This window comes from Neobacillus camarae, from assembly GCF_054950115.1.
Map to the genome: position 1 here is coordinate 982,824 of NZ_JBUCKX010000003.1, position 13,596 is coordinate 996,419.

The window sequence follows — 13,596 nt, forward strand, 5'->3', positions numbered from 1 at the left end:
CCTAAAAAGCCTTTATATTAATGATTTTCGAATTAACGTTTGGACGCCCCTTGGAACATACGCATGGATTTTGGTTCCAGGCTCGTTTACAGTCACCCAGCCCAGTCCCGAAAAAACAATATCAGTCTTTGCATCTTTGACCATAAACTCTTGTTTTACTAATTCAGGAAAACTCTCCATTTGGTCCCCCCGGGGCGGTGTCAGCATCTCACCGGCATGGTTTTCATAAAGCTCGTCTGCATTTTCTGTTTTAGTTCGATGGATATTTAATTCGTTTGACAGATAACAAACAAACGAGCTTCTCCCCCCGCCGCTCACATAATCAAAACGCGCCAGGCCGCCAAAAAATAAGGATTGGCTTTCATTTAATTGAAAAACCTTTGGTTTGATTTCCTTTTTAGGGGTGATGATTTTTAAATCCCTCTTATCGACGAAGTGGGCCATTTGATGGTGATTAATAATCCCCGGTGTATCCATTAAAGCTTTGCCGTCATCAAGCGGAATTTTGATAATATCCAATGTGGTACCAGGGAAATGTGAGGTGGTAATCAAATCGCTCTCGCCAGTTACTTCCTTAATGATACGGTTGATAAACGTTGATTTCCCGACATTGGTACAACCCACTACATAAACGTCCTTACCGTTCCGGTATTCATCAATGGCAGCAGCGGTTTCTTTCATGAACCACCCCTTAGCCGCACTTACCAAAAAAACATCCTCCGGCCGCAGACCCAGTTCCTTTGCTTGTGCTTTCATCCATTGGATCAGCTTGTTGTGCTTGACCGATTTTGGCAGAAGGTCCACCTTATTGCCAACAAGCAGCACTTTATTCTTGCCCGCAAAGCGGTGCAGTCCAGGCAGCCAGCTGCCATTGAAGTCAAATATGTCAACAACCATAACGATTAAAGCGTCAGTCTTGCTTATCCCATTCAGGATTTTTAAAAAGTCGTCATCGGTTAAACTGACGTCCTGTACCTCATTATAATGCTTTAACCGAAAACACCTTTGGCAGATAACGGTTTCCTTTTCCAAGGCTGAAGCCGGGGAATAGCCGATTTTTTCGGGGTCTTCCGTTTGAATCTTAATGCCGCATCCAGTACAGTAATGTTCTAATTCATTCACAGGTTAATCCTCCCACTGTAACATCCCTTTTTTACGGAACCAATTTAATATTCTTCGCTCGACAAACCGGTTAAATTTTGTGGCCAGTCCATCCGTTTGGGCAACAGGAACCACAAGAATGGTATGAAACCCGCTGCGGTTGCCGCCGAGAACATCCGTTAACAATTGGTCCCCAATGACCACGGCCTCTTCTTTTTGAATCCCCATTTGTCTTAAGGCACGATTAAAAGCTGGAATCAATGGTTTTCTGGCACGAAAAATAAACGGGATTTTCAGCGGGTCGGCAAACGCTTTTACCCGATCTTCATTATTGTTTGAGACAATCGTGACGAGAATGTTGTTTTGTTTCATTTGGTCAAACCATTCAATTAAGGCCGGGGTGGCGCTGGGCCGGTCCCATTCGACCAGAGTATTATCCAAATCGGTAATAATCCCTTTTACTCCTCTATCTTTTAAATGTTCAGGCTTTATATCCAGGACACTTTTGACATGCTCATCCGGTAAAAATTGTTTTAACACTAAGCTTACACCCCATCGGAACTAAAAATTATCAGGAAATTATCCATATTTTCTTATAAACAGGCATCTTCCATTCTGTGTATCATCATACCCGTTTTTTTCCGCCGTTTCAAAGAATAAGCGGGATATAGTCCTTATTTGTATAGTGTTCTTCAAATGTTGTCAAATGATAAGATTGAATAATACCAAATCATGAGGAAAGACACAATATTCACTAAAAATATGACGTTTTCCGTAAATCAGCAAAAAAACTTTTCGACAAAGTTCAACTTTTTCGATCACTGTGGATAAAGTTATTAACATTTTACCCATTGAGTCTTTCGGTTTTTTACCATTTATAAACAAGTTAACCACAACTTATCCACTGGATTCTGTGGATAATCAGAACGATTGTTCTACAGGAATAAATTTGGTAGATTTAGGTTACACCCACTGAACCTACTAGTTTATGGTAGCCTTTAAAAAATAGAACAATTTATTTTAAAACTGGAGGTGGACCCTGACATGCGCAAACTGTCAGATGAATTGCTTATTGAATCCTATTATAAAGCAAGAGAGCTGAACTTGAGCCCGGAATTCATTAGCCTGATTGAATCAGAAATCCGGCGCCGCTCCCTTATTCATAAAATCAAAAGGTCTTCATAGCTTTTATTCCGCGCCCTTTAAGGGCTTTTCTTTTTTATCAGAAACATAACAGACGCGAGAGGCATGTCCTATCTTTGGGTGAAGGTTCCAAGCACTTCCCCCATTTTGATATCCTTCGGTGTTTGAATACCGGAATTTAATTGAAAACTGCCCTTTTCAAATAATAAGACAACCGTGGAACCAAAACTGAAATAGGCTATTTCTCCGCCCTTTGTCAATGATGAGCCCTTATGTGTTGTTTCAATGGAGTTCACAAACATGGCTCCTACTTTGACAATTGCGACATGCCCATATTTTGTTTTGACCTCTGTAATAACACGGAAATTTTTTGCAAGGGTCCTGACCCCATATTTTAACCCCCATTTATTAACCGGGTAAGATTTGGACCCAAGCGTCCACTGCTTCGTGACTGTTCCATCAACGGGACTATGGATCCGATGATAATGGCTGGGACTCAAATAAAGAATAATGTAGGTTCCATTTAAGTATTTATGTAAAACCTCTTGATCACCGAGCATCTCTTCAATGGAATAGATTTTCCCTTTAACTGTAATCTCGCTGGTTTCCTCAATAGAACCAATATCCGCGACCACCGCATCCACTGGGCTGACGACCGACTCCGGATTTTGATCGACGGGCCGTACGTCCTGTTTTAGATTTCTGACAAATAAATCATGAAGCGTTGGGAAATCCTGTAATTTCCGTTCCATTTCAGCTTGATTTAAGTGGTAGACTTTTGCAAATGATGGCACAATAAGCCGGCTGACACGCGAATGGGAAAAGCGCTTTAAAATCACAGATGTCCATCTTCCATTGGTCAATTCAATTAACAATCGATACAGCGTTTGAATCATGCAACAACCCCCAAAAAGTGTAAAAATACTCTTTACGTACAGACATAAAAGACTTAGAATAAAATATTATAGAGTAACTTACCTGATAAATTTTTCCCTTTCATGGTAAAAAGGAGTGGTGCCGAGAAATGTTTTTACAGAACGTTCTTGACCAAACAATTAAAAAATTAAAATCCCAAACAGCCAATGTAATCACTCTGACAAATCTTTCTTTAGGAGGCTTTGCAATCGTTTTCGGGATTCACGGTAACCTCCGGCTCAGCCTGCTGCTCATCTTTATCGCGGCTCTGGCAGACAGGTTTGACGGGATGGTAGCCCGAAAATTCAATATTGAATCTGACCTCGGCAAACAATTGGATTCCATGAGTGATATTATATCATTTGGGATGGCACCGGCACTATTGTTATATCAAGGTATCTTGCATGAATTTGGCGGACCCGGTTCCTTTTTTACGGTTTTCTATATAGGATGCGGGGCGTTTCGGTTAGCACGGTTTAATATCACAGAAAGTAATGGCTACTTTACCGGTTTGCCAATCACGGCCGCCGGATGCATCGCTACACTCAGCTTTTTGGCCATTCCTTATGCCCCGGCATATATGTTCTTATTTATTATGATCATTCTCTCATTTTTAATGGTCAGCACCTTTAAACTAAAAAAAGTATAAGGCTGATATGAAAAGCGAAGGCGCCTGAAGCTGGACCATGCTCAAAGAACAGTAATAATTTCCTATAGTATATAAATAACCAAAACACCTGCTAATGGCACATGCCGGGCAGGTGTTTTTACGCTAATAGGACTAATTTGAAATAAAATAATATGGACAGACACAATTACCCGTTTTTTTCATAGGAATTAGTAATAGGCTAAAGTCCAATACAGATGCGGGGTGGATGTGGATGTCTGGAATCATGACGGCTCTTGGATATTTAGTGAAGGAATTTTTATTTCTTGTTTCATATGTAAAGAATAATGCCTTTCCCCAACCGCTATCCGCCGCAGACGAAAGAAAGTATTTGCGATTGATGGCAGAAGGGGATTCCCATGCGCGGAATATGTTAATCGAGCACAATTTGCGGCTCGTTGCACACATCGTCAAGAAATTTGAAAATACCGGTGAAGATTCCGAGGATCTGATTTCGATTGGAACGATTGGTTTGATTAAGGCCATTGAAAGCTATTCTGAAGGGAAAGGCACGAAGTTAGCTACCTATGCCGCCAGATGTATAGAAAATGAAATTCTCATGCATTTGCGGGCTCTCAAGAAAACAAAAAAAGATGTTTCTTTGCATGACCCGATTGGCCAGGATAAGGAAGGAAACGAAATTTCCCTGATTGATGTATTGAAGTCAGAATCAGAAGATGTCATTGACACGATCCAGTTAAACATGGAGCTTGAAAAAATTAAAAAGTATATTGAAGTTCTTGATGATCGCGAGAAGGAAGTCATCATCGGTCGGTTTGGCCTCGATTTGCAAAAAGAAAAAACACAAAGGGAAATTGCCAAAGAACTAGGAATTTCCCGCAGCTATGTTTCAAGGATTGAAAAACGCGCGTTAATGAAAATGTTCCATGAATTTTACAGGGCGGAAAAAGAAAAGAAAAAAAGAGGCTAGAGCAGGAGCTAATCCTGCTCTTTGCCTTCTTTTAAGAGAATAACCCATGTTTGGCCGCCATCAGTGGACTCGTATAAATCATTTTTGTACGTAGAAAAGGCCAGCTGATTTGGATTTTTGGGATTAACAGTACAGTAAGTAACCGCATTATCGTAATCAAGAAACGGAATCGGGAGCACGGCCTGTTCCCCGGTTTCGGGATTCAATGTTTTTAACAAGATTTTTTCATTTTCAACACTCGAATACAAAATCGAGTCCCCGCTAAATGTCAATGCCGTCACCATCACAGGATCTGTAATCAGCCTCGTGGTATTCCCATTATCCAAAGAGTAGTAGATACCAGTCCTTGTCGACATGGCCATAATGTTTCCATTCTGGGGATGGACTGCCAGCATGCCAAACGAATCTGCCTTAAACCCATCCAACTGACTTTGTTTCCAGGATGCTCCGTTATCCACCGAATAATTTACCCCATAAGCAAGCCCCTGTTTCTCTTGGTCACTAATAAGATAGAGGCTGTCATTCTGATAACCTGCACCCAAAAAGTTAAAATTGTCATTACCGTAGAATGATAGTTTTTCCAGCGTTTTCCCTTTATCCTCACTTAATACAATCCCGAGCGGGTCTTTCAAATCGCTTCCTTTTTGCGGATGCCCGCTGGCGATAAAACCGGAATCAATCGCTTGAAACCCCATATATTGGTGTAGATTGGCTGTTGTCTCTGACCAAGACCCCTGTTGATACATTTTGATTCCGTTATTGGCAGCCACATAAAGGGCTTCATCATTGCCGGGATAACCTATTCCAAAAATTCGGCTTAGTTTGATGGATTTCGCTTCAACGATGTCAAAGGTTTTATTTACGGTTTTGGTCTCCTTCCCGGCCTCAGGTTTCGATTTACTATCGGAGCTTGAACAGCCGGAGGAAATCAAAACGAGTCCGATTAAACTAGCCATGAAGACGGCCCTTAGATGAAATTTCACGTTTTTTCCTCCCAAAGTTATATTCATAAACTATTTAAATATTGCCTTTATCCTTTCACTTATATCGTAGTGCAGATAAATATGTCAAATGTTAAAGCCAAGAAATGGACACTCGACATCTTATGTAATAGAATTTTTTGAATATAAGTTCTATAATAAGACGGGACTAAGAAAAGCGTAAGCGCCCTGATCAGCGCCGTATGACCTCCTCCAAAATGCTATCGCATTTTGTTCGTGCGATGCTTATGCTTCCGAAGCGTTCCTTGTGGAGCGCTCCAACCGAGATAAGGTGAAACTTCAATCAGCGAATGCTTTCTCGCTGATTGTTAGTTGAATGAACCGATCGGGTTCTTACGGGCAGTTGAAAATCTACTGCCCGTTGAACGGGATAAAGGAAACACGAAGAGCCAAGCAGCTTCCTGTGCTTTGCGACGAGCTGAACAGCCGCTTCTTCGAATATGCTTTGGCGCAGGAGCTGGAGGCGAATCGATGTTGACTTATCGCAGGGCGGAGAGCGATGGGTAAATAGGCGCTAGGTCGCTGGAGCTGGACAATTCTCAAAGTCGAAACTTTTTATGATTTCTTTCTAAATAAAGGAGGTACCGATTATGACAGCAAGTACATATTCAGACGTATGGAATCTCGATGTTTTTTTCCAAGGCGGGAGTAGTTCTCCTGACTTCCATAAACACTTGGTACAAACTGAAGAATTAATCTCTCAATTTGAAACAAAGGCTGCTGCTTGGCAGCCAAGCAATACTGTGCAAGATGGCCCATATCTCCAACAATTGCTGGATGATTTTGTCACGATTGCAAAAAAACTGCGTCAGGCGGGGGCGTTTACAGGCTGCCTGTTGGCCCAGAATACCGCGGATAAACAAGCTTATACCCTTGATGCCAAAGTGACAACCTTAAGCGCGGCCTTCCAGACAGCCCTTGGGGTTTTCGACACCTTGCTGGCCGCCTTTGAAGAAGCAGCCTGGCAGGAGCTTTTGGCTTCTGAACATTTAAAGGAACTTGCTTTTGTGTTAAATGAGCGACGCGAGCGGGCAAAGGATAAACTTTCTCAAGAAGAGGAAGCGTTGATCAGCACACTTGGAGTCGATGGGTATCATAGCTGGGGACAATTATACGATTTAATTGTCAGCAAAATAAAAGTTTCCGTTATGGAAAATGGCGAGGAAAGACAGCTTTCGGTTGGCCAGGCCCACAACAAATTCTCCAACCCCGACCGCAATACCAGACAGACTGTTTTTGAAAGCTGGGAAAAGGCATGGGGCGATCAAGCTGACCTGCTGGCAAAAACGCTCAACCATCTGGCCGGTTTTCGGTTAAATGTGTATAAAAAAAGAGGCTGGGAGGATGTGTTGAAGGAACCGCTCAACATCAGCCGAATGGAAAAGAACACACTGGAAACGATGTGGAACGTCATTTCTGAAAACAAACAAAAACTGGTCCGCTATTTAGAACGGAAGGCTAAACTGCTTGGCTTAGAAAAATTAAGCTGGTACGACCTGGATGCACCGCTCGGTAATACAGAAACCAAGATATCCTATCAACAAGGGGCCGACTTTATTGAACAAAACTTCGCCTTGTTTGGCGAAAAATTGGCGTCCTTCGCCAAAACAGCGTTTGAAAACCGGTGGATTGAGGCAGAGGACCGGCCTGGAAAAGCACCCGGTGGATTCTGTACTTATTTTCCGGAAAGTGCCCAATCGCGGATTTTTATGACCTATTCCGGCACGCCGTCCAATGTCTCCACGTTGGCACACGAACTAGGACACGGCTTCCATTCTTTTGCCATGAAAGGTGTGCATTTTCTAAACCGCAATTATGCGATGAATGTGGCAGAAACTGCTTCCACTTTTGCCGAGATGATTGTCTCTGATGCCTCGGTTAAGAATGCCAAGAGCGAAGAAGAAAAGCTCGTGTTGTTGGATGATAAAATCCAGAGAACAGTCGCGCTTTTAATGAATATCCATGCTCGGTTTATTTTTGAAACACGTTTTTATGAAGAAAGAAAGCAAGGACCTGTTGCGGCCGAACGGTTAAATGAATTAATGCTGGAGGCCCAAAAAGAGGCATATGCAGAAAGCCTGGAAGACTACCACCCATTATTTTGGGCATCCAAACTGCACTTTTTTATAACCGATGTGCCGTTCTATAACTTCCCTTATACCTTTGGTTATTTGTTCTCGCTAGGGATTTATGCCAAAGCCATTGAGGAAGGAAAGGGCTATGAAGAAAAATACATTGCTCTGCTGAAGGATACAGCCTCAATGACCGTTGAGGATCTTGCGAAGAAGCATCTGCAGGTGGACCTCACCCAAAAGGATTTCTGGGAAAGTGCCGTCCGGATTTGCCTCGATGACATCGATGAGTTCTTAGCGTTAACCGAATAGAAAAGCGCAAGCGCCCTGGTCACCGCTTGGGCAGGCCTCCTCCAAAAAGCTAACACTTTTTGTTCGTGCGATGCCTATGCTGTCGAGCTTTCCTTGTAGATCTCTACAACTGAGATAAGGTGAAACTTCAATCAGCGAATGTTTTTCTCGCTGATTGTTAGTTGAACCAATCGGGTTCTTACGGGGAGTTAAGAATCTACTGCCCGTTGAACGGGATAAAGGAAACACGAAGAGCAGATATAAATTCTTTTAGTATTACAAAAAGAGCATCGGCAAATTTTGCCGATGCTCTTTATTATAATTCAGCACTCAATTCAGCCGAAATGACACAGCCAATTGCCCCAGTAATGACAAAGGCCATCACCATCATAAACATACTCCCCACCCCTTAGAAAGATTCTGCTCATTTTCTAATTTGAATTTATCATATTTTCACAGTATCTATCTCTGGGATTTGTGAACGTTTTGTTAACAAGCAATTCATTTGCTGCCAACTGCCGACAACTATGATAAGCTATTATTCCTTTTCTTCAATTTCAGGAAAACACTCCATAATAAGAGGTGTAACGGCATCCTGATCCCTCCTGTTTTTGACTAGGTGGTATCCTTCATACCCCATAAACTTGCTCCGCGTCCTTGCATTAAAAATAACATTAGTAAAACCACCTTTCTCAGTTAAATGATTAAATCTCTTACATATTGCGATACATGGCCATTTGCCGGTCTTTGTTTTGTTCATAAAGCTTTTCAACCATTTCCTGGTGCATCGCTTGTTCCGCTGTTACTTTACGCTTGGAAATGGTAATCGTTAAAAATAAAATATGCAGGGTCATGTCAGTTCACTTCCTTTGTTTGCCCCGTATTATATTAGATGGTGCACAGATATTTGGCGGTCCCTATGTTCTTCAAACAAGCTGTCAACGATTTCCCTATGGGCCGCTTCTTCCGGTGTCACTTTGTGTTTTTTAATTGTAATGGTAAAAAAAAGAATGTTTAACGTCATGTCCTTTCACCTCCAAATATTAGTTGGCAACTACATTCCCAAGTTACATCATACATACCCAAACCGTGAGAAAAATAGGCAAAAAAAGGCCGCAGAGGAATAGTCCCTGCGGCCAAAAAGGTTTTTAGGCATAAAAATACCGCAAGGCGTCATTCTCCCTGCGGCATGGATATGTAAGGTTAATAAGAATTAATCCATCCATTCCAATCTGGTCGAATGAGTCATATTTAAATTTTCTGTTTTAACAGCAGCTCTATGGTTTAACATGTTCATCGACCTCCTTTGGAATTAATTTGTTACTACGGTAATTATATCCACCATCCAATGCTTTGTAAACCTCTTTTTTCCAATTTTTATAAAAAAAATAAAAAAGGGGCACTTTATGGGTAAAAAAAATAAGCGCCCCGACTGTGCTGGAACACTTATCCTTTTGAGAAAAAGTCTTGATCTTCATCCATATTAGATAATTGTATTTGGCATTGCTTAGAGAATGCAAAAAATAAAACCGATAGTGCCAGGAATGACATGGAAGCAAGAATCGTGATATTTAATTCCATATCCGTTTTTTCAAATGGAATAATCGAACCTAAAAAGAAGAATGCTCCTACCGCTAATAAAACGATGGCAAACCGCTTAAAGTCGATCACTTTTTCATAAAGCCGTTTCGCTTGCTGGTTCATTGCTTCACCTGCTCTCCTTGTAATCTACTAACCTACTTTAACACAGTTTACTCACATAAAGCAGATGTAAATATTAGTAAAAAGGGGCTGTCCATTAAGGGGTCTGACTTCCCGCCCACAACAATATATAGAACGTTTTTTAAAAACAGCCTATATTTTGCGGAGTGGTGTCTGACCCCTTGCTTTATGGACAGCCCCTGCCTATTATCATGTATTTTTATTTCAAAGCATCTGTTATTTTCATGACTAAAGTAGCGGAGTTAGCTGCAGCTTGGTCAATGAATTGATCAAAAGAGATTTCTGATTGTTTGCCGGCAATGTCCGATAACGAACGAATGATAACAAATGGAACACCAAACTGATGGGCGACTTGGGCGATGGCGGCCGCTTCCATTTCTACTGCTTGCAGGTCCCCGAATTTGCCTCGGATAAATTCCGCCCGTTTTGGGTCCTCTATGAAGGAATCTCCCGATACAATCAACCCTTTTTCAATCTTAAATTTATCAAGATCCTTTGCCGCGGTCTCTGCGGTTTTGACGAGTTTTTCATCCGCCAAAAACGCAGCCGGCAATTGGGGAACTTGCCCATACTCATAACCAAATGCGGTCACGTCTACATCGTGATGCCGTACCTCGGTAGAGAAAACAACATCCCCTACATTTAGGTCCGGATTTAACCCGCCTGCAGAACCGGTATTGATAATACAATCCGGCTTGTATTTCTCCAGCAGGATGGTTGTCGACATCGCCGCATTTACTTTACCAATTCCTGAACGAAGCAGGATCACGTCAGCGCCATTCATGCTGCCAAACGTGAATTCACAGCCCGCAATGGTTTCCCCGGTCTTATCTGTCATATTTTCTTTAAGCAAGGTTACTTCCTCTTCCATTGCGCCGATTATGGCAATTTTCATTAGTTTAACCTCTTTCATTAGTTGATCATTGAATTTCGGATAGTTCTTCCATTTTGGTTGGCTGCCAGCCTTGACCGTCTACCCATTGAAGATAAACATTATATTTTTTCGTCTTATCTTTTGTGGCAACTGTTGCAAATGACCCATTACTGGTTGACCGGTCCCTTCCGAGCCAATAAACCGTCATATTGCCTTGGTCAATTCCCGTTGCGTAAGAAATGGCCTTTAGCATTTCTTGCCAATCGGCCGAATTTTCATCATAAACGGCTGTGTGTTGACCGGCTTGGGAAGTACCGACAGGCTTCCAAGATGGATTAATCGTTGTACTAATGACATTTGATGAGCTGCCGCCTGCTGTAACAGTCGCTTGTGTTTGATCAGCTTGGTCACTAGCAGAGGCCTCTTCCTCCTCATCAGTGGCTGCCGTATCTGATTCATCAGAGGCTTCATCTTCTGTTTTTGCAGTTTTTTGACTGTCTTCATCTGATTTATCTGTTTTAGTTGACGTCTTGCTTTCATCCTTATTTACCGTTGCTTTCTGCTCCGTCTTTGGAGTTTCCTTGGTTGATGATGCGGCATTTTCATCATCTCCAGAAGCAAAAACATTATACGCCACGATAATAATTAACGCGAGTACCAGGATAATTAAACCATTTAAAACAATATTAGTTTTCCTCCGTTTTGCCCGATAACCGGATCGTGAATTATTCGAATCAATATTCAATGGAATCACTCCCTTTAACAATAGGCTTTCAATATTTTAACATGAATTGGTGTCAACTTGAAGGAATAACCTTAAACGGTAAGACTATTGTAAAAAAAGAAACCGCACAATGACAAAATCGATGCGGTTTCTCCATGTATTGTTAAATATAATCATTGAACCAGCCTGTAATATAATCCAACCGGTTTATCCTTAGCACTGGTTTGCCGCTGCGGGAAAGCTCATGATTTTGGTCAGGAAACCTGACAAATTTGGTTTCTTTCCCCAGACGTTTTAAAGCAATAAAAAATTGTTCCCCCTGTTCAATTGGACAGCGGTAATCCTTTTCACTGTGAAGAATTAATAATGGCGTTTCAACGTTTTCAACATAAGAAAGCGGAGAATGCTTCCAAAGTGTTTGGATATCCCGGAAATCGGATTGAATCTGCCATTCTGTGAAATAGTAGCCAATATCACTGACCCCATAAAAACTAATCCAGTTGGAAATCGAGCGCTGGGTAACGGCCGCTTTAAAGCGATTGGTTTGCCCGACAATCCAGTTGGTCATAAAACCGCCGTAGCTGCCGCCTGTTACGCCAAGCCGGTCTTCGTCAATGAAATCATAATGTTGTAATACATAATCAACACCGTTCATTAAATCTTGATAATCATTTCCGCCATAATCACCGCGGACGGCATCGACAAACTCCTGGCCATATCCATGGCTGCCTCTTGGATTCATATACAACACAGCATAGCCCTGTGCAGCCAATATTTGAAATTCATTCATAAAAGTATTTCCATACATCATGTGCGGCCCGCCATGAATCACTAGAACGAGCGGATACTTCTTCCCAGCTTCAAACCCTAAGGGTCTCATCAGCCATCCCTGGACCTTCCAGCCCTTTTCACTTTCAAACTTAATGGTTTCCGGTGCGGAGAGCACGATCGTCTGCAAATAGTCTTTATTAGCTTCTGTAAGACGTTCCACGATTTGTCCATCTCGCAATGAGACTAAGAATAAGTCGCCAATTTGGGTTGGCTGGCTGATGGCACAAATGGCTATATGAGACTGGCTATCGACAGTGAAGCCGTACACATGCTGCTCACCTGTTGTGATTGCCTCGACTGTCCCATTTACAGATCCATAGTAAAGGTTTGTATTTCCACGGTCTGTGGCGAGAAAATAAAAGCCATCACTTTTGTGATTCCACACTAATCCAGGATCGGTAACTCCTTGATGGAAATCTCCCACCATTAAATTGCCCACAGGCACATCCCAGTTTGCAGTTAAACATTTTAGCTCCTGTGATTGAACTTCATAGATCCAGATTTTTGGATGGGTAGCATTTTCGTACTCCCGTTCATGGCCAATCATCCCAATCAGCAGGCCGTCAGGCGAGAACACAGCCTTCTCAAAGACACCTGTCCCCTTGGTAATACGGGTTAGTTCCTTTGTATTGACGTCTAACAAATAAACATCCTGATTAAAAGATGTATCCGATTGTCCGTCAACATCGGCAGCAATCAAAAGTTTTTCTCCGTCTGGCGCCCAGCTGTAAAGACTGCAATCATATTTATCTTCCGTTAATTGGGTTACCTCTCCGCTCTCTATATCAACCACGGCTATTTGACTGTAGTGCCCCTGCCAAAAACCGCTCGAATCGGATTTATATTTCATTTGCGAAACCTCAAGCGGCTGCGGTTTATTCTGCTTTTGTTCCGTTAGTTCCTCGATGGTTAGTGATTGACCAGGTTTTAGTGAAGTACTAAAAGCAATCGTTTTGCCATCCGGGGACCAGACGGGATTGCTTGCACCTTCCGGAAGAAAGGTCAATTGTCTTGCCTCTCCGCCTGATTTGCTTAATACATAGATTTGTCCTTTTCCGCTGCGGGTAGAGACAAACGCCAGCTTTGTTCCGTCAGGGGACCAACGGGGAGTAAGATTCTTTCCTTTGCCAAACGTCCATGGAAGGGCTGCCCCATCATTGGTGGTCAGGTCTTTGAAAAAAAGCTGTGATTGGTATTCATCAGTTTCTTGATTGATGGTTGTTTGGACAAAAACAAATGAGCTTCCGTCCGGAGCAAATTGTGGGCTTGCCACCGACTTAAGCCCATATAAATCTGATGATTGAATTCCTCTTCTAGTTGTCAT

Annotated in this window: 14 protein-coding genes; 4 read left to right on the forward strand and 10 right to left on the reverse strand. The window is 42.2% G+C overall.

What is annotated here, in order from left to right:
• Positions 1-12 precede the first annotated feature (12 nt).
• Both yqeH and ACY8D0_RS20250 read right to left on the reverse strand, forming a co-directional pair.
• The gene (gene yqeH / locus ACY8D0_RS20245) at positions 13-1,122 is read right to left on the reverse strand and encodes a ribosome biogenesis GTPase YqeH (RefSeq protein WP_462412287.1); all 1,110 of its coding nucleotides are present in this window, start codon (positions 1,120-1,122) and stop codon (positions 13-15) included.
• A 3-nt stretch (positions 1,123-1,125) separates the two neighbouring features.
• The gene (locus ACY8D0_RS20250; RefSeq protein WP_462412288.1) at positions 1,126-1,641 is read right to left on the reverse strand and encodes a YqeG family HAD IIIA-type phosphatase; all 516 of its coding nucleotides are present in this window, start codon (positions 1,639-1,641) and stop codon (positions 1,126-1,128) included.
• A gap of 504 nt (positions 1,642-2,145) precedes the next feature.
• Here ACY8D0_RS20250 and ACY8D0_RS20255 point away from each other — a divergent pair.
• Positions 2,146-2,286 (forward strand): sporulation histidine kinase inhibitor Sda, encoded by a 141-nt coding sequence (locus ACY8D0_RS20255; RefSeq protein ID WP_462412289.1) that lies wholly within the window; start codon positions 2,146-2,148, stop codon positions 2,284-2,286.
• Between the two features lie 68 nt (positions 2,287-2,354).
• On the opposite strand, the gene ACY8D0_RS20260 is transcribed toward ACY8D0_RS20255, so the two are convergent.
• Positions 2,355-3,140: a phosphatidylserine decarboxylase gene (locus tag ACY8D0_RS20260; RefSeq protein WP_462412290.1), complete on the reverse strand. Its 786-nt coding sequence runs from the start codon at positions 3,138-3,140 to the stop codon at positions 2,355-2,357.
• 128 nt (positions 3,141-3,268) lie between these two features.
• Here ACY8D0_RS20260 and pssA point away from each other — a divergent pair, with 128 nt between their 5' ends.
• Entirely contained in the window at positions 3,269-3,808 is a 540-nt protein-coding gene (gene pssA / locus ACY8D0_RS20265) for a CDP-diacylglycerol--serine O-phosphatidyltransferase (protein ID WP_462412291.1), read from the forward strand.
• A gap of 232 nt (positions 3,809-4,040) precedes the next feature.
• A complete protein-coding gene (gene sigK / locus ACY8D0_RS20270) occupies positions 4,041-4,757 on the forward strand; it encodes an RNA polymerase sporulation sigma factor SigK (RefSeq protein ID WP_462412292.1) in 717 nt (238 codons plus the stop codon).
• Positions 4,758-4,765: 8 nt separating this feature from the next.
• Here sigK and ACY8D0_RS20275 read toward each other — a convergent pair whose 3' ends face one another.
• Positions 4,766-5,740 carry a F510_1955 family glycosylhydrolase gene (locus tag ACY8D0_RS20275; protein ID WP_462412293.1) on the reverse strand — a complete coding sequence of 325 codons (975 nt, stop codon included), beginning with the start codon at positions 5,738-5,740 and terminating at the stop codon, positions 4,766-4,768.
• Between the two features lie 608 nt (positions 5,741-6,348).
• Here ACY8D0_RS20275 and ACY8D0_RS20280 point away from each other — a divergent pair.
• Positions 6,349-8,142, forward strand: coding sequence for a M3 family oligoendopeptidase (locus tag ACY8D0_RS20280; RefSeq protein ID WP_462412294.1), 1,794 nt, complete (start codon positions 6,349-6,351; stop codon positions 8,140-8,142).
• Positions 8,143-8,834: 692 nt separating this feature from the next.
• On the opposite strand, the gene ACY8D0_RS20285 is transcribed toward ACY8D0_RS20280, so the two are convergent.
• From ACY8D0_RS20285 to ACY8D0_RS20310, 6 genes are all read right to left on the reverse strand, one after another.
• Positions 8,835-8,975 carry a YrzI family small protein gene (locus ACY8D0_RS20285; protein WP_462412295.1) on the reverse strand — a complete coding sequence of 47 codons (141 nt, stop codon included), beginning with the start codon at positions 8,973-8,975 and terminating at the stop codon, positions 8,835-8,837.
• Positions 8,976-9,004: 29 nt separating this feature from the next.
• Positions 9,005-9,145, reverse strand: a complete 141-nt coding sequence (locus tag ACY8D0_RS20290) for a YrzI family small protein (RefSeq protein WP_462412296.1) — start codon at positions 9,143-9,145, stop codon at positions 9,005-9,007.
• Positions 9,146-9,567: 422 nt separating this feature from the next.
• Entirely contained in the window at positions 9,568-9,825 is a 258-nt protein-coding gene (locus tag ACY8D0_RS20295; protein ID WP_462412297.1) for a YrhC family protein, read from the reverse strand.
• Positions 9,826-10,042: 217 nt separating this feature from the next.
• Positions 10,043-10,738 carry a 5'-methylthioadenosine/S-adenosylhomocysteine nucleosidase gene (mtnN, locus tag ACY8D0_RS20300; protein WP_462412298.1) on the reverse strand — a complete coding sequence of 232 codons (696 nt, stop codon included), beginning with the start codon at positions 10,736-10,738 and terminating at the stop codon, positions 10,043-10,045.
• Positions 10,739-10,763: 25 nt separating this feature from the next.
• Positions 10,764-11,462 (reverse strand): YrrS family protein, encoded by a 699-nt coding sequence (locus ACY8D0_RS20305; RefSeq protein WP_462412299.1) that lies wholly within the window; start codon positions 11,460-11,462, stop codon positions 10,764-10,766.
• 142 nt (positions 11,463-11,604) lie between these two features.
• Positions 11,605-13,596, reverse strand: a complete 1,992-nt coding sequence (locus ACY8D0_RS20310; protein WP_462412300.1) for a S9 family peptidase — start codon at positions 13,594-13,596, stop codon at positions 11,605-11,607.

Coding starts and splice junctions, on each gene's coding strand:
- ACY8D0_RS20255 (WP_462412289.1), top strand. CDS start 2,146: ATGCGCAAACTGTCAGATGAATTGCTTATTGAATCCTATTATAAAGCA.
- ACY8D0_RS20260 (WP_462412290.1), bottom strand. CDS start 3,140: ATGATTCAAACGCTGTATCGATTGTTAATTGAATTGACCAATGGAAGA.
- pssA (WP_462412291.1), top strand. CDS start 3,269: ATGTTTTTACAGAACGTTCTTGACCAAACAATTAAAAAATTAAAATCC.
- sigK (WP_462412292.1), top strand. CDS start 4,041: ATGTCTGGAATCATGACGGCTCTTGGATATTTAGTGAAGGAATTTTTA.
- ACY8D0_RS20280 (WP_462412294.1), top strand. CDS start 6,349: ATGACAGCAAGTACATATTCAGACGTATGGAATCTCGATGTTTTTTTC.
- ACY8D0_RS20285 (WP_462412295.1), bottom strand. CDS start 8,975: ATGACCCTGCATATTTTATTTTTAACGATTACCATTTCCAAGCGTAAA.
- ACY8D0_RS20290 (WP_462412296.1), bottom strand. CDS start 9,145: ATGACGTTAAACATTCTTTTTTTTACCATTACAATTAAAAAACACAAA.
- ACY8D0_RS20295 (WP_462412297.1), bottom strand. CDS start 9,825: ATGAACCAGCAAGCGAAACGGCTTTATGAAAAAGTGATCGACTTTAAG.
- mtnN (WP_462412298.1), bottom strand. CDS start 10,738: ATGAAAATTGCCATAATCGGCGCAATGGAAGAGGAAGTAACCTTGCTT.
- ACY8D0_RS20310 (WP_462412300.1), bottom strand. CDS start 13,596: ATGACAACTAGAAGAGGAATTCAATCATCAGATTTATATGGGCTTAAG.